The following is a 20988-nucleotide window of genomic DNA, read 5'->3' as shown; positions in this document are numbered from 1 at the left end:
ACCAGGCACCAGGCACCAGGCACCAGGCACCAGAGATCGGGCACTGGCATGGGGCGCCGGGCAGCGGGGCTTGCCGCGGTCAAAGGCGATCAGGCCAGTTTCGTGGCACTGGCCTGCGACGTCGGGGGCGGTGGGCGGCAGGATCTGGACAATGTCGCAGGTCTCCGCCACTGAACCCGAGGTCGCCGACGAGCGGGCGGGGGTCGCGCAACCGCTCGGGGCGGGGGCGATCACGGCGTTGGTGGGGTTCACCAGTTCGTTCGCGGTGGTGTTGAGCGGGTTGCGGGCGGTGGGGGCCAGTCCGGCGCAGGCGGCGTCGGGGCTGCTGGTGCTGTGTCTGACGCAGGGCATCGGCATTCTGCTGCTGAGTTTTCGGTATCGGATTCCGATCACGCTGGCCTGGTCGACGCCGGGTGCGGCGCTGCTGGCCAGTACCGGGCTGGTCGCGGGCGGCTGGGCGGGCGCGGTCGGGGCCTTCGTGGTGACCGGTGTGCTGATCGTGGTGACCGGGTTGTGGCAGCGGCTCGGGGCGCTGGTCGGCGCGATTCCGGTGCCGCTGGCCCAGGCCATGCTCGCGGGTGTGCTGGTGCCGTTGTGTCTGGCGCCGGTGCAGGCGCTGCGGACCTCACCCGCGGTGGTGGTGCCGGTGATCGTGATCTGGCTGGTGTTGCAGCGGTTCGCGCCCAAGTGGGCGGTGCTGGTCGCGTTCGCGACGGCCGCGATCGGCACGGGGATCGATATCGCCGTCAGCCATCGGCCTCTCGATCTCGCGGCGATGGTGCCGACGGTCGAATGGACCGTGCCGCACTGGCAGTGGCAGGCGGTGGTCGGCATCGCCGTGCCGCTCTACATCGTCACCATGGCCTCGCAGAACATTCCCGGTGTCGCGGTGATGCGCTCGTTCGACTTCCAGGTGCCGTGGCGCGCGTCGATGCTGGTCACCGGGATCGGCACCCTGGCCGGTGCGGCGGCCGGTGGCCACGCCATCAACCTCGCCGCCATCAGCGCCGCCCTCTCGGCCGCGCCCAGCGCGAGCCCCGACCCGAAGCGCCGCTGGATCGCCGCGGCCACCGCGGGCGCCACCTATCTCGTCCTCGGTCTGGCCTCCGCCGCCCTGGTCACCCTCATCGCCGCCGCCCCCGCGGGCACCCTCGAAACCGTCGCTGGCCTGGCACTGCTCGCCACCCTCGCCGCGGCCCTCTCCGGCGCCCTCACCGACCCCGACGACCGCCTCCCCGCCCTGGTCACTTTCCTCGTCGCCGCCTCCGGCACCACCCTGTTCGGCATCGGCGGCGCCTTCTGGGCCCTCCTCGCGGGCCTGGCCCTGCGCCGCTTCCTCCCCCGAGGCACCTGACCTTCCTCCACCGAGGCACCTGCCCCCACGCGCCCTGGCAACACCGCCCGCGCGGCAGTCATGAACCGCCCGCAGACGTGGGCGCAGGCGGAGGAGAAGACGCCGCCGAAGCCTTCGCGCCCAAGCCTCGACTGCGCGCTAGGAAGGTGCATCCACAGGCGTCGAACGGCGTGGTGCATGAGCTCTGGCGGTAGGGCCGCCGATCAATACCGCGGGTAGGGACCCTGCGGGTAGGCGGGCGTTCGGGCAGCCTGGATCCAGCGCCCGGTCGACGGTGCCGCCGCCAGGCACAACACCAGGACCGCGAACCCGGCCTGGGCCAGGGCGATGCCGAGCGTGGCACCCGAACCGACCGGAGCCGCCGCCAGGCTCAACAACGAGACGAGGCCGCCGACGGTGGCCAGCGCCGACAGGATGATGACGATCACCCGCCCCGCCGTCTTCCGGCGGAACAGCAGGATCGCGCCGAGTAACCACAGCAGACACGCCACCCCGCCGAGCGCGAGGCCCACCATGACCGCGCCGCTGAGCTCCACCGACTCCCGCGCGAACGATCCGTCCGGCTGTACCTCGAGTCGGCCGTTCTCCGAGTCGGACAGCACGCTGAAGGTGATCAGCGTCCCGATCCCCGCCGCCACCGAGATCAGCAGCGCGAGCGAGGCCGCGGCGATCCCGGTGCCACCGCTGACCGGACGCGCCGGATAGCCCTGCCCCGGCGCCGGGTACCCGCCGTACGCGTACCCCTGCTGACCCATCGGCGGATACCCGTACCCCTGCTGTCCGACCGGCGGATAACCCTGCCCCTGCTGCGGCCCATACGGATACCCCACCACACCCCCCTTGGTCCGATATCGACTCCGCTGACGCGACACCCTCGTCCAGCGACGAACGACCCGAACTATACGTCCGCCCACCGACAGACCCACGACCGCGCCGCCACCGCCTCGACCGGTCGCGAGATCGAACGCGACGATCGCGACGAGATCAGCACGGCAGCCGCGGCACGATCCGGTGACCGACGAGGGAACGGACGGCGCACAACAGCACCCGGTAGTTCACACTCGGCTGAGCAGAGTCAATGGGTCCTCGAGGAAACTCGCTGTCGTGGCGAGGAATCGGGCGCCGAGTTCCCCATCGATCATGCGGTGATCGAAGCTCAGGCCCAGGGTGGTGACCCAGCGGATGGCGAGTTCGTCGCGGAAGACCCACGGGCGCTTGCGAATCGACCCCAGGCACAGGATCGCGCCCTCGCCGGGATTCACCAGCGGAACACCGGAGTCCACACCGAAGACGCCCACATTGGTGATGGTGAAGGTGCCCCCGCGCAGGTCGGCGGGGGTGGCGTTGCCGGAGCGGGCGGTCTCGGCCGAATAGGTGATCTCCCGGCACAGCTCGCGCAGGCTGAGTGCCTGCGCCTCTTTGAGATTGGGCACCAGCAGACCACGTTCGGCGGCGACGGCGATGCCGAGGTTCACGTAGTGCTTGGTGACGATCTCCTGGTTGGCCTCGTCCCAGGCGGCGTTGATGGCGGGGTGTTCGGCGATGGCGGCGAGGGTGGCCTTGGCGACCAGAGCCAGCGGGGTGAGGGTGAGGCCCTCGAAGGACTTGGTGGTGCGCAGGTGGTCGAGCAGTTCCATCGACGCGGTGCAGTCGACGGTGACGAAGGTGCTGGCCTGCGGAATCGTGCGGGAACTGGCCTGCATGGCGGCGGCGGTGCGTTTGCGCACGCCGGAGATGGGAGTGCGTTCCTCGCGTGCGGTCGGCTCGATCAGGCCACCGTCGGTCTCGGTGACGCGGGTGTGCGGGGCGAGGGCGGCCTCGCCGTTGCGGGCGGGTGTGCGCGGTGTGGTGACCGGCACCGCCGCGCGGACGTCCTCGACGGTGACCGCGCCTTCGGGCCCCGACCCCGCGACGTACCAGAGGTCGATGTCGAGTTCCTTGGCCAGTTTCCGGGCGGCGGGTGTCGCGGCGGCGCGGTGCGTGCTCGGCGTACTGGCGGCCATCGCGGCGGGCGCGGTTCTCCTTCTGCGAGAAGTACTCTCGGCCTCGGGCCCGTAGCCGACGAGCACATCGTTACGGCTCACGCTTTCCGCCGTCGGCGGCGCCGCCACCTCGAGATCGTTGCGCACGCGGATCAGCGGCGCGCCCACCGGCACGGTGTCGCCCGGCTGGGCGAGCAGCTCGACGACGATCCCGGAGAACGGCGAGGGCAGCGCCACCACGGCCTTCGCGGTCTCCACCTCGGCGATGGTCTGGTTCAGTTCCACCCGGTCGCCGACCGCGACCGCCCACGACACCAGGTCACCGTCGGCAAGGCCCTCGCCCAGATCGGGCAGGCGGAATTCGAGAACATGACCGTCGTCGGCTTGTTCCGGCACTGGGGCACCTTTCTGGTCACGCGAGACAACGATCGACGGCCGCCAGAATGCGGTCCGGGTCGGGCAGGTGGTGCTTTTCGAGCTTAGCCGGGGGGTAGGGGATGTCGTAGCCACCGACGCGCAGCACCGGCGCCTCCAGGTGATAGAAGCAGCGCTCGGTGATCCGCGCGGCGATCTCGGCGCCCAGCCCGGCGAAGACCGGCGCCTCGTGCACCACGATCAGCCTGCCGGTCTTGTCCACCGAGTCGGCGATGGTGTCCACGTCCAGCGGCGAGAGGCTGCGCAGATCGATCACCTCGAGCGAATGTCCTTCCTCGGCGGCGATCTTCGCGGCGGTCAGTGCGGTGGCGACCGTGCCGCCGTAGGCGAGGACGGTGGCGTCGGTGCCGGGCACGCACACCCGCGCGCGATGCAGGGGCAGGTCCGGTTCGCCGTCGAAGTCGACCTCGGCCTTGTCCCAGTAGCGACGCTTCGGCTCGAAGAAGACCACCGGGTCGTCGAGCGCGATGGCCTGGCGCAGCATCGAATACGCGTCGGCGGGCGTGCTCGGCGAGACCACCCGCAGCCCGGCGGTGTGCGCGAAATACACCTCGGGTGATTCCGAATGATGCTCGACCGCACCGATCCCACCACCGAACGGAATGCGAATCGTCAAGGGCGCCTTCACCTTGCCACCGGTGCGGTAGTGGATCTTGGCGACCTGGGAGACGATCTGGTCGAAGGCCGGGTAGACGAAACCGTCGAACTGGATCTCCACGACCGGCCGGTACCCGCGCAGCGCCATCCCGAAAGCCGTTCCGACGATGCCGGATTCGGCCAGCGGGGTGTCGATGACCCGGTTGTCGCCGAAGTCCTTCTGCAAGGTGTCGGTGACCCGGAAGACCCCGCCGAGCCTGCCGATGTCCTCGCCCAGCAGCACGACCTTGGCGTCGTCTTCCATCGAACGGCGCAGCCCGGTGTTGAGCGCCGCGGCGAAGGTGGTGATCATGACTGCGCTCCTTCGGCGAGATACTCCGAGAAGCGCTGTGCCTCTTCGGTGATCAGCGGATGCTCGGTGGCGTAGACGTGGTCGAACATGCGCTCGGGGTCCGGGTCGGGGAACTCCAGCGTCGCCTTGCGGACCCGGCGGGCGACATCGTCGGCGGTCTCGGCGACCTGGCGGACGAACTCCGGATCGAGCAGGCCCTCGCGGTCGAGCAGCAGGCGCATCCGCTCGATGGGGTCGCGCTGGGACCAGTACTCGGCGTCGGCGGCGGTGCGGTAGCGGGTGGGGTCGTCGGCGGTGGTGTGCGGGCCCATCCGGTAGGTCATCGCCTCGATGAAGGTGGGGCCGCCGCCGGAGCGGGCGCGTTCGACCGCCTGCCGGGTGACCGCCAGCACCGCGAGCACGTCGTTGCCGTCGACCTGCACGCCCGCCATCCCGTACCCGTCGGCCCGGCGCACCAGCGGCACATGGCTCTGCACGGCGACCGGTTCGCTGATCGCCCACTGGTTGTTCTGGCAGAAGAAGACCACCGGCGCGGTCCAGGCCGACGCGAAGCCCAGCGCCTCGGCGATATCGCCCTGACTGGTCGCGCCGTCACCGAAGTAGGCGATGGTGGCGATGTCGGCGCCGTCGAGGTGGGCGGCGTAGGCGTAGCCGGTGGCGTGCAGGCCCTGCGAGCCGACCACGATATTGGCGTTGGTCATCCGCACCGACTCGGGGTCCCAGCAGTGGTGCGCGACGCCGCGCCAGAGTGCCGTCAGCTGCTCGGGCGGGACGCCGCGGCAGTAGGCCACCGCGGTCTCGCGGTAGGAGGCGAACACGTAGTCGTCGGGGTGCAGCGCGTGGGCCGAGCCGACCTGGGCGGCTTCCTGGCCCAGTAGTGGTGGCCACAGGCCGAGTTGGCCCTGCCGTTGCAGCGCGGTCGCCTCGACATCGATCCGGCGGGTCACCACCAGGTCTTCGTAGAGCGCGCGCAACTTTCCGGCATCCACGTCGGCGACGAGCGCGGCGTGTTCGCGATCGAACACGCGACGGCCGTCGGGCTGCACCAGCTGGACCGGGTAGGTCTGTTTCTCCGACATCGAGATCGCCTCCTCTCCATCGCGCCTTGTGGGCCCGATGCGGGTACGACAATCGCTGAGTGCGATGTGTATCACTCAGCATCCACGATTACGCCGACTGCGCAAGCGATCGACACGGGAATGAGCAGAATGCATGGTCTGGACGGGTCGGCCGCTGTCATACTGCGTTGTATGACCAGTCGCGAACCCGACGCCGTGACACTCGACGCCACCGACGCGCGGCTGCTGCGCGAACTGATCGCCAACCCCCGCGCCACCGGGGTGGAACTCGCCGCCCGGCTCGGTCTGTCGCGCAACACGGTGCAGGCCCGGCTGGCCCGCTGGGACAGCGGTGGCGTGCTGGGCAGTTTCGAGCGCCGGGTCGAGCCGCGAGCGCTCGGCTATCCCCTCTCGGCCTTCGTCGCGGTGGTCGTCGACCAACATCGGCTCGACACCGTCGTCGACGCGCTCGCCGAGGTGCCCGAGGTGACCGAGGTGTGCGGCACGACCGGTTCGGTCGACCTCACCGTGCGCGTGGTGGCCCGCGACGCCGACGATCTGTACCGCATCGCCGGGCAGATCCTCGAGATCCCCGGAGTCGAGCGCACGAACATGGCCCTGGTCATGCGCGAGCTGGTCGGCCCGCGCACGGGTCCGCTGCTGGATCGTCTGGCCGGTCCGTCCTGAACCCTTCCCCCGCCGAGACAGCCGCGGTTAGGGTGCGGGCATGGAGATAGAGGGCAAGGTCGCGATCGTCACCGGCGCGGGCGGGGGTATCGGCGCGGGGCTGGCGCGGCGGCTGGTGGCCGGTGGCGCGCGGGTGGTCGTGGCGGATCTGGACGCCGACACGGCGACGAAGGTGGCCGGTGAACTGGGCGAGCGGGCGATCGCGGTGGGCGGTGACGTGGCCGACCGGCAGGTCATCGCGGAACTGATCGCGACGGCCGAGCGTGAATTCGGGCCGGTGGACCTGTATTTCGCGAACGCGGGCATCGGCGGCGGTCCCGGGCTCGACAGCACCGAGGCCCAGTGGTCGGCCGCGCTCGAGGTGAACGTGCTGGCGCACGTGCGCGCCGCCGAGCTGCTGGTCCCCGGCTGGGTCGAGCGTGGCAGCGGATATTTCGTCTCGACCGCGTCGGCGGCGGGCCTGCTCACCCAGATCGGGTCGGCGCCCTACTCGGTGACCAAGCACGCCGCGGTCGGTTTCGCCGAGTGGCTCTCGGTCACCTACGGCGATCGGGGGGTGCGGGTGAGCTGCCTGTGCCCGATGGGCGTGGACACCCGGCTGCTCAGCGGCGACCTGATTCCCGAGGACCCCGAGGCCGCCGCGCTGGCGATCAAGGCGGTCAAGACCGCGGGCAAGATGCTCTCGACCGAGGAGGTCGCCGAGACGGTGGTCGAGGCGATGGCCGCCGAGCACTTCCTGATCCTGCCGCACCCGGAGGTGCTGCACATGTACCGCAACAAGGGCGCCGACTACGACCGCTGGATCGCCGGGATGCGCCGGTTCCAGTCGATGCTGACCGCGTCCTAGTCGGTCACCAGCTCCGCGGCCGCCGTGCGGATCACCTCGGGGATCGGCACCGGCTTGCGGGTCTGGGTGTCGACGTAGACGTGCACGAACTCGCCGGTGGCGGCCAGTTCGTCGCCCGCCTCGGTGACGCGGAAGATCGCCAGGTCGTAGGTGATGCTGGAGTTGCCCAGCCGCGCGATCCGCAGGCCGACGCGCAGCTCGTCGGGGAAGCTCACCGAGCCGTGGAACCGGCACGAGGTCTGGGCGACCACGCCCAGCGCGGGCAGCGCGGTGATGTCGGTGCCGGTGGCCCGCATGAGCCAGGCGTTGACCGCGGTGTCGAAGTAGGAGTAGTAGGTCACGTTGTTCACGTGACCGTACTGGTCGTTGTCGGCCCAGCGGGTCGGCATCGGCCACAGCACGGGGTAGGTCATGGTGTCATCTTGGCAGGCACGCCCCGGACCGCTCAGGCCGACGAGGACAGCGCGGCGGCGCCGCCCTGCCGGTGGTCGCGCGGGCTCACCCCGAAATGCCGCTTGAACGCGGTGCTCAGCGCGAAGGCGGTGCCGTAGCCGACCTGGTGGGCGATGGTTTCCACGGTCGCGTCGGACTCGGCGAGCAGGTCGGCGGCCAGCGACAGGCGCCATTCGGTCAGGAAGGTCATCGGGGGCTCGCCGACGAGGTCGGTGAACCGGCGGGCCAGCGCGGCCCTGGACATGCCGACCGCCTCGGCCAGCGCGACCACCGTCCACGGATGCGCCGGATTGTTCTGCAGCAGGCGCAGCGCCTTGCCGATGAGCGGGTCGCTGTAGGCGTGGTACCAGGCGGGGGCGTCGTCGCGGGCGAACCAGGCGCGCAGGGCGGCGATGAGCAGCAGGTCGAGCAGGCGGTCGAGGACGGCGCCCTGGGCGGGACGGTCACGGGTGGCCTCGTCGACGAGCAGGTCGAGCAGGCGGGTGTCGAGTTCGCCGCGCGGGAGCACCGCCACCTGCGGCAGGGCGCGCAGCAGGCGCCTGCTCACCGCCCCGGCGTGCTCGTAGGTGCCGGTGACCATCAGCGTCTCGCCCTCGGGGTCGGTGCCCCACTGCCGGACGCCCAGACTCAATGTCTCGCACAGGATCTCGCCGTCGGGTGTGGTGGTGACCTGGCCCGGCTGGATGATGATCTGCGGCGTGGTCGTCGGATCGTCGGCCACCGTGTACGGCCGCGGGCCACGGAATACCGCCACGTCACCGGCCACGAGTTGCCGCGGCGGCTCGGAATCGGTACTGACCCAGGCGTTTCCGCGAATGATCGCCAGCACGGTCAGCGGCGCCTCGTCCTGGATACGCAGCGACCACGGCGGGTTCAGCAGCGAGCACATGAGGAACGCGCCGCGCGCCCGCGGACCTTCGAGCAATCCGGCTAGGGCATCCACCTGTTCCACCCTAGACGCGGCGGACCACGAACGGCAGGGCCGATGCCGGTGCGGGCGGTAGACGACGGCGCATGTGCGTGAGCGGCACAGCGATGTTCGCGCCGCCGTCCGGCCGGTGTACTGGACACATGCCAGAGAACATGACTGACCAGCAGCTTTCCCTCATCACCGGCGGCACGGGCAAGACCGGTAGCCGCGTGGCCGCGCTCCTCGAGGCGGCGGGCCATCCGGTGCGCGTCGGCTCGCGGACCGCGCCGATCCCCTTCGACTGGACCGACCGGAGCACCTGGGCGCCCGCGCTCGCCGGGGTCGGCGCGGTCTACCTCGCCTATCAGCCCGACCTCGCCGTCCCCGGCGCCCCGGATGTGCTGCGCGCCTTCACCGCCGAAGCGGTGGCGGCGGGCGTGCGCTCGGTGGTGCTGCTGTCGGGTCGCGGCGAGCCCGAGGCGCTGGAATGCGAACAGCTCGTGCGGGATTCGGGCCTGCGCTGGACCATTGTGCGGTGCAGTTTCTTCGCGCAGAACTTCAGCGAGGGCGCGTTCCTGCCCGATGTGCTCGCCGGAGCCGTCGCCCTGCCCAACGGTGACGTGCCCGAGCCGTTCGTACACGCCGACGACATCGCCGAGGTGGCCGCCGCCGCCCTCACCGACCCCCGGCACGCGGGCGAACTCTACGAGCTGACCGGGCCCCGCGCGCTGACCTTCGCCGAGGCGGTCGGTGAGATCGCCGAGGCCAGTGGGCGCGAGATCGCCTTCATCCCGGTCGACCGTGCGCAGTTCGTCGGCGCCCTGACCGAATACCAGGTCCCCGGTGATGTGATCAGCCTGCTCGACTACCTGTTCGGCACCATTCTCGACGGCCGCAATTCCGCCACCGCCGACGGAGTCCGCCGGGCACTGGGGCGCGAAGCGCGCGATTTCGGCGAGTACGCGAAGGAAACCGCCGCCACGGGGATCTGGACGCCGTCGGCCTGAGGTCGAGTGCCCGGGCCGCTGAGCGGCGGCTCGATGCGGGGCGGACGCCGCTCGGGCGTGGCCGAGCTCGGGCGCCAGGTGATCTCCAGGGATGCTCGAATCGGGGCCGGTACCGTCGAGGTGGTGACTCCAGCGACGATCGATCGGCGCCTGCGGTCGGCCAGGACGGCCGTGTTCGGGGCGTTCACGCTCAACGGGTTCCTGCTGGCGATGTGGGTGGTGCACATTCCGGCGATCACCGACCGGACCGGGGTGTCGGCGTCGGTGCTCGGCATGCTCATCCTGTTGCTGGCGGGCACGGCGATCGTGGGGATGCGGCTGGCGGGACCGGCGGCCGACCGGTTCGGCAGCCGCACCCTGGTCGCCGTGGCCGCGACCGCGATCTCGGTGACGGCGGTGGGGCCCGGCCTCGCGACCGGGCCGCTCACCCTGGCGCTGGCCCTGGCCTGTTTCGGGCTGGGCAACGGCGCGCTCGACGTGTCGATGAACACCCAGGCGGTGCACGTCGAACGCGCCTACCACCGGCCGATCATGTCGGCCTTCCACGCCATGTTCTCCGGTGGGGGTTTCGCCGGATCGCTGCTCGGCGCGGCCGCCCAGCGCGCGGGCTGGGCCCCCGAATTCACCCTGACCTGCGCGGGCATCGCCGGACTCGTCGCCACCGCCCTGCTGGTCCCCCACCTCCTGCGCCACCCCACCACCGACACCACCTCCCGTCCCGAGCACTACGACCCCGAGCCGGTCTCGGCCCCCGGCAATGCGAACAGTTCGGCCACTGCGCCGAGCCACACGACCAAGCCGGTCTCGCCCCACGACGATGCGAGCAGTCCGACCACCGCGCCGAGCCACACGGCCGATCCGATTCTCGCCCAGGGCGATACCAGCCGCCCCGCCGAAGAATCGACTCACGAGGCCGAGGCTGTCGGTGGTACCGGAAAGCCCGCGGCTGGCTCACACAGCCGACAACCCGGTAGGGCTCGGACTCGTCGGGTCTACTCGCTGGGTGTGATCGCGTTCGTGCTGTTGCTCGCGGAGGGGGTGGCCGGGGACTGGAGTGCGTTGCAGGTGCGCGAGCGTCTGGGTGCCACGGAGGCCGACGCGGCGCTGGCGTTCGGGGCCTTCTCGGCGACCATGACGCTGGGGCGGTTCCTCGCGGACCGGGTCGCGGGGGCGTTCGGGCCGGTGGCCATCGTGCGGTACGGCAGTCTGCTCGCGGCGGCCGGGTTCGCGGTCGTCATCGTCTCGCCGTGGCTACCGCTGACGCTGGTGGGCTGGGCGATGTGCGGACTCGGGCTCTCCGGTGGGGTGCCCCAGATCTTCAGTACCGCGGGCAATCTCGGGGGCAGCACGGCGGCCACCGACATGTCGCGGGTGTTCACCGTCGGCTATCTGGGCCTGCTCGCCGGGCCCGCCATGATCGGCTGGCTCACCGCCCTGATCCCGCTCACCGCGGCGCTGCTCGTTCCGCTCGTCCTCACCCTGGCCTGCGCGGCCGCCGCGTCCGTCGTCAGCCGCTGAGTGCCCGGGACTCAGAGGTACATGCCCACGTCCGGGGTGCGGTCGACGGTGGACCGGATGTGGCTCTCGCCGTCGCGGTGGGCGACGAGTTCGGCGAGGGTGGCGCCGTCGGTGAAAGTCCGGTCGCCGTCGTGGTTCTGACGGGTCAGCCAGTCGTGGGCCTCGGCGGCGGTGAGGCGGCCGACCTCGAGCTGGGCCAGGCAGCGCCCGGGGCGGACGACGGCGGGGTGCAGGCGGGAGAGGTCCTCGTTGGTGGTGATGGCGATGAGGACCTTGCGACCCTGGCCGAGCATGCCGTCGGTGAGGTTGAGCAGACGTGAGAGTTTCTGTCCCGCCGCCTCTTTCGCCTCGCCGCGAATGAGTTCATCGCAGTCCTCGAGCACGAGCAGGCGCCAGCGGCCGTCCTCGTCGTCGCCGTCGGCGCCCGCGGCGACCTCCATCAGGTACCCGGGATTGCTGAAGAGTTCTTCCGGGTCGACCACACAGTCGACCTGACACCACGGCGCCCACGCGCGCGCCAGCGCCCGCAAGGCGGTGGTCTTGCCGGTTCCGGGTTCGCCGTGCAGCAACACGAGCCTGCCGCGCACCTCGGTGACGGCCAACCCCATCAGGCGGTCGAGTCCCGCCGCGACATCGGCGGAGTAGTTGTCGCGGATCTCCGGCCAGGCCGGGGCGACGATCCGGCGACGCCGCCGCGCGGGCCTGCGCACATCCATGTGCCAGAAGCCCATCTCCACCGTCGACTCGGTGTCACGTGACTGGGCGGCGCCCTCGGTCGCCTCGGCCAGCACCGCGACGGCGAGTTCGTCACTGACCGCGGTCACCTCGACCGTGGCCGAACCGCCCGCCCAGCGCACCGCCCGCAGCGACCAGCCGTCCCCGGCGGCCAGCAGCGCGCTGCTGTCGTCGTCGGCGACCGACCGCACGATGCGCGACCCGGCGGGACGCAGGGCGGCCTCGGGCCTGGCCCGATCCAGGTGGGCCTGGCGGGCGAAGGGCTGATCGCCGCGTAGGAACGGCGCCAGCGCCAGCGCGTCGACGGCGTCGCGGGTGGAGTAGGTGGAATCGATGGCCGCCGACCACGGGAACGGCTCGCCCGGTTCCTGCGGCAGACGCGGCGGATCGACGAGCCGGAGCGGTTCATTACGTGTGGACATTGCGCCCATCCTCGCGGGCCCGTGCCCGGAATGTCCAGTGAGTTCCGCGCGGGCCGCGCCCGCGGTGCCCCCGAAAATTCCGCTGGCACGCACACGCGACTCGTCGGTAACGTCGAGGGCGTGACTGCCACCCAGAGCCCGCGCGACGCCGCTGGCACCGCCCCCTCGGCCGGGCTCAAGGAGTGGATCGGGCTGGCCGTGCTGGCGCTGCCCACGCTGCTGATCTCGATGGATCTGAGCGTGCTCTACCTGGCCATCCCACACATCAGCGAGGCGTTGCGACCCAGCAGTTCACAGCTGCTGTGGATTCTCGACATCTACGGCTTCTTGGTCGCCGGATTCCTGATCACCATGGGCACCGTCGGTGACCGGATCGGCAGGCGAAAACTGTTGATGATCGGGGCTTTCGCGTTCGGTGTCGCCTCGATCGTCGCGGCCTACTCCACCAGTGCGAGCATGCTGATCGGCACCCGCGCGCTGCTGGGCATCGCGGGCGCGACCCTCATGCCGTCCACGCTGGCGCTGATCCGCAACATGTTCCACGACGACCGGCAGCGCACCACCGCGATCAGCGTGTGGATGACCAGTTTCATGATCGGCATGGTGATCGGCCCGCTGGTGGGTGGCGCGATGCTGGAGAACTTCTGGTGGGGCTCGGTGTTCCTGGTCGCGGTGCCCGCGATGGTGCTGCTGCTGGTGAGCGGGCCGCTGCTGCTGCCCGAGTACAAGGACCCGCACCCGGGCAAGCTCGACCTGCTCAGCGCGCTGCTGTCGCTGCTGTCGGTGATGGCCGTCATCTACGGCATCAAGGAACTGGCCAAGGACGGGCTGGCCGTCGACGCATTGGCGGTGCTGGCGGCCGGGCTGGTGCTCGGCGCGGTGTTCGTGCTGCGCCAGCGCAGGCTCACCGATCCGCTGATCGACCTCGGCCTGTTCGGCAATGTGCGCTTCAGCGGGTCGCTGGTGGCGCTGATGGTCGCCATGCTCGCGATGGGCGGGCTGTTCCTGCTGCTGGCGCAGTATCTGCAACTGGTGCTCGGCCTCTCGGCGTTCGAGGCGGGCCTGTGGACGGTGCCGCAGGCGGCGGCCATGGTGGTGGCGGCCGGGGTGGTGAGCGCGCTCGCGCCCCGGGTGCGGCCCGCCTACCTGATGACCGGCGGCCTGCTGATCGCCATGGTGGGGTACGCGATCTTCACCCAGCTCTCCGGCGCCGACGATCTCGCGCTGATCGTCACCGGCATGGTGGTGTTCTCGCTCGGCCTGAGCCCGATGTTCGTGCTCGGTCTCGACCTCATCGTCGGCGCGGTCGACCCGGCCCGCGCCGGTGCCGCGTCGGCCATTTCGGAGACCGGACAGGAACTCTCGGCCGCGCTCGGTGTCGCGGTGATCGGCAGCATCGGTACCGCGGTCTATCGCGGGCGGATGGCCGAACAGCTGCCCGACGGTCTGCCCGCCGAGGTCGCGCACGCCGCCGAGGACACCCTCGCCGGTGCGCTGCACGTGGCCGCGCTGCTGCCCGAGGCGCTCGGCGCCGAACTCACCACGGTCGCCCGGCAGGCGTACACCCATGCGCTACAGGTGAATTCGGTGGTGGCGATCGGACTCACCGCCGTCGCCGCCGGGCTGGTCATCGTGCTGCTGCGCCGGATCCCGGCACCGAACGAGACCCGCGACGCGAGCTAGTCGCGGCCCGTGTGCCCGGAGACGACGAAATCCCGCCCGGTGTGCACCGGGCGGGATACGTCAGCTCGTCGAGTTGTCCCCTCCACGAGCGTCCTCGCGCGACCTACTTGGCGGGCGCGGGGTTGTTCGGCATCGGGGAGTTGATGGTGGTGAAGTACTGCACCGCGGCCATGATCGCGACCGGGGCGGCGATGAACAGCTGACCGGCGAGGGCGCCGAGCGAGCCCATCGCCATGATGCCACCGATACAACCGATCGCGGCGGCCGGGATGAACGGACCGAACATGCCGACGATGGTCGCCGCGGCGACGGTGGCGCCAGCGATACCGCCGAACACACAACCCACAGCCGCGCCACCGAGGCCACCGACCAGCGCGCCGACAGCGGCACCCAGCGAGATGGTGCTACCCAGACGGCTCCACGCGGCCTGCTCGCGGTCGTACTCGGACTTCCACGGCGCCTTGTCCTCGTAGGGCAGCGCGACCGGCTTGTAGACGGCGTGCGCGGCGTCGAACTTCGGGGTCAGCGTCGCGGTGTTGCCAGCGATCTCGGCGGCGATCGGGAACTCGAAGTCGTCGACGCGGAAGGCCAGTTCGGTGCCAGCGACGGTGGTGCCGTCGGCGGCCTTGATCTTGAACACACCGTCTTCGACGACCATCGAGCCCGCGTCGGTGCCGATGATGGTGCTGGTCTCATTGGTGGTGGAGGTGAAGTTGATCGGCGCGCTCGCATCCACGGCAGGAGCTGCGTGGCTGGTACCGGCAACGATGCCCAGGGCAACGCTGACGGTGGAAGCCAGCAGGGCGAACTTGGTGATTTTCACGGGGGTGAGCCTTTCGTGTTCCTCGTGTGAACTGCGCGGCGCAACAAGCTGCGGACCGAACGCATCGAGACCATAGCCAGGTAAGCCTCACCTATCAATACCTTGCTTGCGCTAATCTTCGAGGCGAACTGTCCGATCTGAGAGAGATTTTCCTGATGAGAAGTCCGCGCTGGTGCGGCTGGTTGCTGACGGTCGCCTTGCTGATCGCGGCCTGTTTGCTGAGCCTGCTGGTCGGTACGAAATCGATCCCGGCCGGTGAGGTCTGGGCGGCGCTGACCGGGCCCGTGACCACGCCCGACCACGTCACCGTCACCGAGTACCGACTGCCGCGAACCGTTCTCGGACTGCTGTGCGGACTCGCTCTCGGCGTCGCGGGCTGCCTGATGCAGGGGCTGACTCGTAACCCGCTCGCCGACCCGGGTTTGCTGGGCGTGAACGCGGGCGCGGCATTCGCCATCACGGTAGCCGTGGGCATCCTCGGGGTGAGTGAAATCACATCCTATGTGTGGTTCGGTTTCCTCGGCGCGGCACTGGTTTCGGTGGTCGTGTACCGCCTCGGCACCGCGGGTCACACCGGCACCGATCCGATCCGGCTGACGCTGGCCGGAGTCGCGGCCACCGCGGTGCTCGGTGGCCTCACACGCGGACTGATGCTGATCGATCCCAAGGCGTTCGACGAGATGCGGCGCTGGGACGCGGGTTCGCTCACCGGTCGCGGGTTCGACATCATCGTGGGCGCCGCGCCGTTCATCCTCACCGGGCTGATCATCGCGGCGGTGTGCGCGCGCTCACTCAACGCTGTTGCCCTCGGCGACGATCTGGCCCGTTCGCTGGGCGTGCACGTCACCCGCACGCGGCTGCTGACCGCGCTGGCGCTGGTGCTGCTGTGCGGCACCGCGACCGCGGCCGTCGGCCCGATCGCCTTCGTCGGCCTGGCCGTGCCGCACATCGCGCGCTGGCTGGTCGGGCCCGATCAGCGCTGGATCTTCGCCTACTCGCTGATCCTGGCGCCGCTGCTGGTACTCACCGCGGATGTCCTGGGCCGCGTCATCATCCGTCCCGACGAGGTACCCGCCGGTCTGGTCACGGCGTTCCTCGGTGCGCCGATGCTCATCTGGCTGGCGCGCCGTTCGCGAGTGGGAGCCACCACATGAGCAAGATCGATTTCGGCCGCACCACGCTGGTGGTGCGTCCACCGCGGCTCGGGTTCACCGCCAGGGTCGGGGTGCGCACCGTGGTGGTGTGCGCGATCCTGCTCGTGATCGCGCTGGTCACCGCTGTTTTCGCGCTGGGCACCGGGGATTTCCAGATTCCCGCTGGCCGCGTGCTGCAAGCGCTGTTCGTCGGCGACGAGCGTTTCGACCGGCTGGTGGTCTGGGACTGGCGGCTGCCGCGCATCCTGATGGCGCTGGCGCTGGGCGCGGCGCTGGGCGTCAGCGGCGCGATCCTGCAGTCGGTGACCCGCAACCCGCTGGGCAGTCCCGACATCATCGGCTTCAGCACCGGCGCCTACACCGGCGCGCTGCTGGTGATCCTGATCATCGGCGGCGGCAGCTTCCAGACCGCGGCGGGCGCGATGGTCGGTGGCCTCGGCGCCGCGTTGGTGATCCACCTGCTCGCCTTCCGGCACAACGTGACCGGGTTCCGGCTGATCATCGTGGGTATCGGCGTGAGCGCGATGCTCGCCTCGGTCAACACCTGGCTGATCATGCGGGCCGACCTGGACGCGGCCATGTCGGCGGCGGCCTGGGGCGCTGGCTCGCTCAACGGGTTGTCCTGGGCGCAGGTCGCGCCGACCATGATCGTGCTGGCCGTGCTGGCGGTGGCGCTCATCCCGGCCGCGCCGCGGCTGCAGATCCTCGAACTCGGAGACGACACCGCGCGCGCCCTTGGCCTGAACGCGAGCAAGGCCACCGGCTGGCTGATCGCGCTCAGCGTGGGCTTCACCTCGCTGGCCACCGCCGTGGCCGGGCCGATCGCCTTCGTGGCGCTGGCCGCACCGCACCTGGCGCGCAAGCTCACCCGCACGCCATCGATCGCGCTGCTGCCCGCCGCCGCGATGGGCGCGACCCTGCTGATCACCTGTGACTGGATCGCCCAGCACGCCTTCGCGCCCACCACGATCCCGGTCGGCGTCGTCACCGGCTCCATCGGTGGTCTGTACCTGGCGTATCTGCTCGTCGCCGAAGCGCGACGGAAATAGGAAGCGACATGAACGACTCTCACACCGCGCGGTTGCGCGCGGAAAAGGTACGCCTGGGCTACAAGGGCAACACCATCAGTGATCAGCTCTCCGTGGACATCCCGGACGGCAAGTTCACCGTGATCATCGGGCCGAACGCCTGTGGCAAGTCCACCCTGCTGCGCGCCTTGGCCCGGCTGCTGCCGCCGGACTCGGGGCAGGTGCTGCTCGACGACAAGCCGGTGACCGACTATCCGGCCAAGGAACTGGCCCGCCAGGTGGGCCTGCTGCCGCAGACCTCGACCGCGCCCGACGGCATCCGCGTCGCCGATCTCGTGGCGCGCGGGCGCTATCCGCATCAGACCCTGCTGCGCCAGTGGTCGCGCGCCGACGAGGAGGCCGTCGCCGAGGCGATGGCGGCCACCGGTGTCTCCGAACTGTCGGCGCGCCCGGTCGAGGAACTCTCCGGCGGTCAGCGGCAGCGGGTGTGGATCTCGATGGTGCTGGCCCAGCAGACGCCGATCATCCTGCTCGACGAACCGACGACCTACCTCGACATCGCCTACCAGATCCAGTTGCTGGATCTGTGCCGCTCGCTGCAACGCGATTCGGGACGCACGGTCGTGGCGGTACTGCACGATCTCAACCACGCCTTCCGCTACGCCGATCACCTGATCGCCATGCGTGACGGTCGGGTGGTGGCCTCCGGGCTGCCGTCCGAGATCGTCACCGCGGAGCTGGTCCAAGAGGTGTTCTCGCTGCGGTGCCGCATCGTCGACGACCCCGAAACCGGTACCCCCCTGGTGATTCCACTGGCGGAAAACGCCGCCCAGGTGCATTGATCTCGGCCCAGTGCCGCCCCTGTCAGAAATGAGGATTTCCCCTTCCATGTCCACCCACCGTTCTCCGGGCAGGCTGCGCGCCGCCCTCGCCCTGCTGGTTCTCGCGCTGGTCGCGATGCTCACCGCGTGCGGCACCTCCACCGACGACACCGCCGACGCGGGCCCGCGTGAGGTGCCCTCGGCCAAGGGCCCGATCAAGGTGCCCGCCGACCCGCAGCGCGTCGTCGTGCTCAACGGCAACCTGGCCGGGTACCTCTACGACCTCGAGGCCACCGTCGTCGCGGCCGACCCGCGCCTGCTGGGCGTGCCGAACAAGCCGGGCGAGTTCCCGGTCGGCTGGGCCGAGGACGCCAAGAAGCAGGGCACCCAGGCCGTGCCGTCGGGCGAGAACATCAACCTGGAGTTCATCGCCGCCCAGCGCCCCGATCTGATCATCGGTGGCGGCCAGGGCTACCCGGGCCAGCAGTCGGTCAACGCCTACGACCAGCTCAGCGCGATCGCCCCGACCGTGCTGATGCCGACCGAGACCACCAACTGGCAGGACCAGCTGCGCTTCATCGCCGAGACGGTCAACAAGCCCGCCAATGTCGACACCCTGATCGCGAACTACCAGGCCAAGCTCACCGAGGCCAAGAACAAGATCAAGCCGCCCGCCGGGGCGACCGTGGTGATGCAGTCGATCAAGAGCCAGAAGCCGACGCTGTTCGTGCCCACCGCCGCGCTGCCCGCGCTGCTGTCCGAGATCGGCTTCACCCTCGACACCCAGATCGAGGCCAAGGCGGGTAACCCGGCCAAGGAGCAGAGCGCCGACTTCATCAGCTTCAGCCCGGAGCTGCTCAACACCGTCGTCGACGCGCCGGTGCTGTTCACCATCCCGCTCAGCGGCGGCCGTTCGCTCGAGGAGCTGCGCGCCGACCCGATGTACGCCTCGCTGCCCGCGTTCAAGGCCGACAAGGTCTTCGAACTGCCCGCCACCAGCTCGCGTCCCGACTACCGCACCGTGATGACCACCCTCGACCTGCTCGTGGAGCGCTTCGGATGACCGCTCCCGGCGGCTTGCTCCTCGACCTCAGCCCGCTGCGGGCCTCGCGCCCGTTCCGGTGCGCGTTCGCGGCGCGGCTGGTGTCGGTGCTCGGAATCGGCCTGCTCATGGTGGCGCTGCCGCTGCAGGTCTACCAGCTGACCAACTCGAGCGTGCACGTCGCGGGCGTGGCCACCACGACCGCGGCGGCACTGTTCTTCGGCAGTCTGGCCGGTGGCGTGGTCGCCGACCGGTACGACCGCCGCACGGTGATCCAGTGGTCGCGCAGCGCGGCCGGGATCGGCTTCCTGATCCTGGGCGTGAACGCGATCCTGCCGGACCCGTTCCTGTCGGCCATCTACCTCGCCGCCGTCATCGACGGTCTCGCGGGCGGGGTGAGCGGTTCGGCGCTGATGGCGATGGTGCCGGTGCTCGTGGGCCAGGAGAAGGTGGCGGCCGCCGGTGCGCTGGTCTCGCTGACCACCGACCTGGGCACCATGCTGACCCCGGCGGTCGCCGGTCTGCTCGTCGCGAAAACCGGTGTGGCCACGGCCTATTTCCTCTGCGCGTTGGCCACCACGGCGACCGTCGGACTGATCACCGCGATCGGGCCGTCGCCGCCGCCGGAGCGCGAGTTGCAGAATCCGCTGCGCGAGCTGGCGGCCGGGATCGGTTTCGCGGTGCGCCACGAATCCATCCGGCTCATCCTGCTCACCGGCCTGATCGGCATGCTCGTCAGCGGCCCGCTGGTGCTGCTGCCCGCCTTCGCCGACGTCGAATTGGGCGCGGGCGCGGGCACCTTGGGCCTGCTCTACGCCGCGCCCGGCGCGGGTGCGGTGCTCGGCACGCTCACCAGCGGCTGGATGAGCCGCGTCCACACCGGACGCGCGCTGCTGCTCACCCTGGCGCTCATGCCGATCGGCGTGATCGCGGCGGGTCTGTGGTCGCACGCGGCGCTGGTGTTCCTCGGACTGGCCGGGTTCGGTCTGGCCAGGGCCGTGAACATGGTGCTGCGCTACGCCATGCTGCAGCAGAACACCCCCGACCACATGCGGGGTCGGATGTCGGGTCTGCTGATGGTGCAGTCGGTGGCCGGTACCGCGGTCGGTTCCATGGTGGCCGGTGTCGTCGGCCAGATGTTCGCTCCCGGACAGGCACTCGTGCTCTACGGCGTGGCCGTCCTGATCCTCACCGCCCTGATGGCGCTGGTCGCCGGGCCGCTGCACAGAAAGGAACAATCGTGAAAGATCGCACCGCCTACGCCGACAACATCGCCGAGGTACTGGCTGGCGAGCACTACGCCAAGGTGCCGTACCCGATCGGGCTGCAGGAGGTCGAGGTGCTGCGGGTCGCGCCCGTGGGCGCGGCGCTGCGGCGGATCACCTTCGGCGGCCCCGACATCGCGAAGTTCCACAGCTACGTGCCCGACGAGCACGTGCGCCTGATCTTCCCGGGCGAGGACGGCGTGCTGCGCCTGCCCAAGCTCGACGGCAGCATGCTCGAATGGGGCAACCCGCGCCCGATCTCGCGCGAGTACACCGTGCGCCGCCACAGCGTCGAAGACGGCGAACTCGACATCGATTTCGTCATCCATCCCGGTGGCCTGGCCTCGGACTGGGCCGCCTCGGTCACCCCGGGCACCAAGGTCCACATCGCCGGTCCGCCCGGTGGCGTGGTCATCCCGGAGACCTACGACGACTACCTGCTCGTCGGTGACATCACCGCCGTGCCCGCCATCGCCCGCTGGCTCGAGCGCATGCCGCGCGAGACCACCGGCTGGGCGCTGATCGAGGTGGCCGGACCCGAGGAGGAGATCCCGCTGGACGGGCCCGCCGGGGTCCAGGTGCGCTGGCTGCACCGCGGCGAGGCCGCGCCGGGCACCAGCGACATCCTCGAGCAGGGCGTGCGCGCGCTGGAGGTGCCCACCGGACGTCGCGTCTACGCGTGGGTGGCCGGGGAGGCGGGCTGCCTGCGCGGGGTCCGCAAGATCATCCGCAACGACCTGGGCATCGGCCCCAAGGACTCGCTGATCGCCGGGTATTGGAAGCGCGGCGTCGCCGACTTCGATCGAGAGGAATGA

20 protein-coding genes are annotated in these 20988 nt (G+C 70.4%); 12 read left to right on the top strand and 8 right to left on the bottom strand.

Translation table 11 applies throughout. The features are described 5' to 3' along the window. The first annotated feature begins 151 nt into the window (after nt 1-151). Nucleotides 152-1354, top strand: a complete 1203-nt coding sequence (locus QC180_RS24400) for a benzoate/H(+) symporter BenE family transporter (protein ID WP_278265136.1) — start codon at nt 152-154, stop codon at nt 1352-1354. A gap of 203 nt (nt 1355-1557) precedes the next feature. On the opposite strand, the gene QC180_RS24395 is transcribed toward QC180_RS24400, so the two are convergent. From QC180_RS24395 to pdhA, 4 genes are all read right to left on the bottom strand, one after another. Beyond that, a complete protein-coding gene (locus tag QC180_RS24395; RefSeq protein WP_278265135.1) occupies nt 1558-2184 on the bottom strand; it encodes a hypothetical protein in 627 nt (208 codons plus the stop codon). Nucleotides 2185-2409: 225 nt separating this feature from the next. Next, entirely contained in the window at nt 2410-3732 is a 1323-nt protein-coding gene (locus QC180_RS24390) for a dihydrolipoamide acetyltransferase family protein (protein WP_278265134.1), read from the bottom strand. Nucleotides 3733-3748: 16 nt separating this feature from the next. Then, complete coding sequence (locus QC180_RS24385; protein ID WP_278265133.1) at nt 3749-4720, bottom strand: alpha-ketoacid dehydrogenase subunit beta; 972 nt, start codon at nt 4718-4720, stop codon at nt 3749-3751. Next, nucleotides 4717-5799 carry a pyruvate dehydrogenase (acetyl-transferring) E1 component subunit alpha gene (pdhA, locus tag QC180_RS24380; protein WP_278265132.1) on the bottom strand — a complete coding sequence of 361 codons (1083 nt, stop codon included), beginning with the start codon at nt 5797-5799 and terminating at the stop codon, nt 4717-4719. The genes QC180_RS24385 and pdhA overlap by 4 nt, the downstream gene beginning before the upstream one ends. 171 nt (nt 5800-5970) lie before the next feature. Between pdhA and QC180_RS24375 the strand changes: the two genes are divergently transcribed. Together QC180_RS24375 and QC180_RS24370 are read left to right on the top strand one after the other, a co-directional pair. Beyond that, the gene (locus QC180_RS24375) at nt 5971-6465 is read left to right on the top strand and encodes an Lrp/AsnC family transcriptional regulator (RefSeq protein WP_278265131.1); all 495 of its coding nucleotides are present in this window, start codon (nt 5971-5973) and stop codon (nt 6463-6465) included. A 40-nt stretch (nt 6466-6505) separates the two neighbouring features. Beyond that, entirely contained in the window at nt 6506-7312 is an 807-nt protein-coding gene (locus QC180_RS24370) for an SDR family oxidoreductase (protein WP_278265130.1), read from the top strand. On the opposite strand, the gene QC180_RS24365 is transcribed toward QC180_RS24370, so the two are convergent. Both QC180_RS24365 and QC180_RS24360 read right to left on the bottom strand, forming a co-directional pair. Then, a complete protein-coding gene (locus QC180_RS24365; RefSeq protein ID WP_278265129.1) occupies nt 7309-7725 on the bottom strand; it encodes an acyl-CoA thioesterase in 417 nt (138 codons plus the stop codon). The genes QC180_RS24370 and QC180_RS24365 overlap by 4 nt on opposite strands. A 32-nt stretch (nt 7726-7757) precedes the next feature. Next, on the bottom strand, nt 7758-8708 hold the full coding sequence (locus QC180_RS24360; RefSeq protein WP_278265128.1) for an AraC family transcriptional regulator: 951 nt from the start codon (nt 8706-8708) through the stop codon (nt 7758-7760). A gap of 140 nt (nt 8709-8848) precedes the next feature. Between QC180_RS24360 and QC180_RS24355 the strand changes: the two genes are divergently transcribed. Together QC180_RS24355 and QC180_RS24350 are read left to right on the top strand one after the other, a co-directional pair. Beyond that, nucleotides 8849-9682, top strand: a complete 834-nt coding sequence (locus tag QC180_RS24355; RefSeq protein WP_278265127.1) for an NAD(P)H-binding protein — start codon at nt 8849-8851, stop codon at nt 9680-9682. A gap of 123 nt (nt 9683-9805) precedes the next feature. Continuing rightward, a complete protein-coding gene (locus QC180_RS24350; RefSeq protein WP_278265126.1) occupies nt 9806-11200 on the top strand; it encodes an MFS transporter in 1395 nt (464 codons plus the stop codon). A gap of 11 nt (nt 11201-11211) precedes the next feature. Here QC180_RS24350 and QC180_RS24345 read toward each other — a convergent pair whose 3' ends face one another. Continuing rightward, entirely contained in the window at nt 11212-12357 is a 1146-nt protein-coding gene (locus QC180_RS24345; RefSeq protein WP_278265125.1) for a DUF5925 domain-containing protein, read from the bottom strand. A gap of 120 nt (nt 12358-12477) precedes the next feature. On the opposite strand from QC180_RS24345, the gene QC180_RS24340 reads away from it, so the two are divergent. Continuing rightward, nucleotides 12478-14040, top strand: a complete 1563-nt coding sequence (locus QC180_RS24340) for an MFS transporter (RefSeq protein WP_278265124.1) — start codon at nt 12478-12480, stop codon at nt 14038-14040. A gap of 103 nt (nt 14041-14143) precedes the next feature. Here QC180_RS24340 and QC180_RS24335 read toward each other — a convergent pair whose 3' ends face one another. Next, complete coding sequence (locus tag QC180_RS24335) at nt 14144-14863, bottom strand: DUF8020 domain-containing protein (RefSeq protein WP_278265123.1); 720 nt, start codon at nt 14861-14863, stop codon at nt 14144-14146. Nucleotides 14864-15018: 155 nt separating this feature from the next. Here QC180_RS24335 and QC180_RS24330 point away from each other — a divergent pair, with 155 nt between their 5' ends. The 6 genes from QC180_RS24330 to QC180_RS24305 are packed head-to-tail and all read left to right on the top strand — an operon-like array spanning nt 15019 to nt 20988. Beyond that, entirely contained in the window at nt 15019-16017 is a 999-nt protein-coding gene (locus tag QC180_RS24330) for a FecCD family ABC transporter permease (RefSeq protein ID WP_278265122.1), read from the top strand. Continuing rightward, nucleotides 16014-17066: a FecCD family ABC transporter permease gene (locus QC180_RS24325; protein WP_278265121.1), complete on the top strand. Its 1053-nt coding sequence runs from the start codon at nt 16014-16016 to the stop codon at nt 17064-17066. Before QC180_RS24330 ends, QC180_RS24325 begins: the two co-directional genes overlap by 4 nt. Before the next feature lie 8 nt (nt 17067-17074). After that, the gene (locus QC180_RS24320; RefSeq protein ID WP_278265120.1) at nt 17075-17887 is read left to right on the top strand and encodes an ABC transporter ATP-binding protein; all 813 of its coding nucleotides are present in this window, start codon (nt 17075-17077) and stop codon (nt 17885-17887) included. Between the two features lie 46 nt (nt 17888-17933). After that, a complete protein-coding gene (locus tag QC180_RS24315; protein WP_278265119.1) occupies nt 17934-18929 on the top strand; it encodes an ABC transporter substrate-binding protein in 996 nt (331 codons plus the stop codon). Then, complete coding sequence (gene entS / locus QC180_RS24310) at nt 18926-20152, top strand: enterobactin transporter EntS (RefSeq protein WP_278265118.1); 1227 nt, start codon at nt 18926-18928, stop codon at nt 20150-20152. The genes QC180_RS24315 and entS overlap by 4 nt, the downstream gene beginning before the upstream one ends. Then, nucleotides 20149-20988: a siderophore-interacting protein gene (locus tag QC180_RS24305; RefSeq protein ID WP_278265117.1), complete on the top strand. Its 840-nt coding sequence runs from the start codon at nt 20149-20151 to the stop codon at nt 20986-20988. The genes entS and QC180_RS24305 overlap by 4 nt, the downstream gene beginning before the upstream one ends.

Source organism: Nocardia anocheti (assembly GCF_029675105.1).
Classification (GTDB): Bacteria; Actinomycetota; Actinomycetes; order Mycobacteriales; family Mycobacteriaceae; genus Nocardia.
The sequence above is the reverse complement of the archived record's forward strand: the minus strand, read 5'-3'. Positions and strand labels throughout refer to the sequence as shown.

Excerpts from the sequence above, each read along its gene's own strand:
- entS (WP_278265118.1), top strand. The coding sequence starts at position 18,926 with ATGACCGCTCCCGGCGGCTTGCTCCTCGACCTCAGCCCGCTGCGGGCC.
- QC180_RS24325 (WP_278265121.1), top strand. The coding sequence starts at position 16,014 with ATGAGCAAGATCGATTTCGGCCGCACCACGCTGGTGGTGCGTCCACCG.
- QC180_RS24375 (WP_278265131.1), top strand. The coding sequence starts at position 5,971 with ATGACCAGTCGCGAACCCGACGCCGTGACACTCGACGCCACCGACGCG.
- pdhA (WP_278265132.1), bottom strand. The coding sequence starts at position 5,799 with ATGTCGGAGAAACAGACCTACCCGGTCCAGCTGGTGCAGCCCGACGGC.
- QC180_RS24320 (WP_278265120.1), top strand. The coding sequence starts at position 17,075 with ATGAACGACTCTCACACCGCGCGGTTGCGCGCGGAAAAGGTACGCCTG.
- QC180_RS24330 (WP_278265122.1), top strand. The coding sequence starts at position 15,019 with ATGAGAAGTCCGCGCTGGTGCGGCTGGTTGCTGACGGTCGCCTTGCTG.
- QC180_RS24345 (WP_278265125.1), bottom strand. The coding sequence starts at position 12,357 with ATGTCCACACGTAATGAACCGCTCCGGCTCGTCGATCCGCCGCGTCTG.
- QC180_RS24355 (WP_278265127.1), top strand. The coding sequence starts at position 8,849 with ATGACTGACCAGCAGCTTTCCCTCATCACCGGCGGCACGGGCAAGACC.
- QC180_RS24400 (WP_278265136.1), top strand. The coding sequence starts at position 152 with ATGTCGCAGGTCTCCGCCACTGAACCCGAGGTCGCCGACGAGCGGGCG.
- QC180_RS24370 (WP_278265130.1), top strand. The coding sequence starts at position 6,506 with ATGGAGATAGAGGGCAAGGTCGCGATCGTCACCGGCGCGGGCGGGGGT.
- QC180_RS24365 (WP_278265129.1), bottom strand. The coding sequence starts at position 7,725 with ATGACCTACCCCGTGCTGTGGCCGATGCCGACCCGCTGGGCCGACAAC.
- QC180_RS24385 (WP_278265133.1), bottom strand. The coding sequence starts at position 4,720 with ATGATCACCACCTTCGCCGCGGCGCTCAACACCGGGCTGCGCCGTTCG.
- QC180_RS24315 (WP_278265119.1), top strand. The coding sequence starts at position 17,934 with ATGTCCACCCACCGTTCTCCGGGCAGGCTGCGCGCCGCCCTCGCCCTG.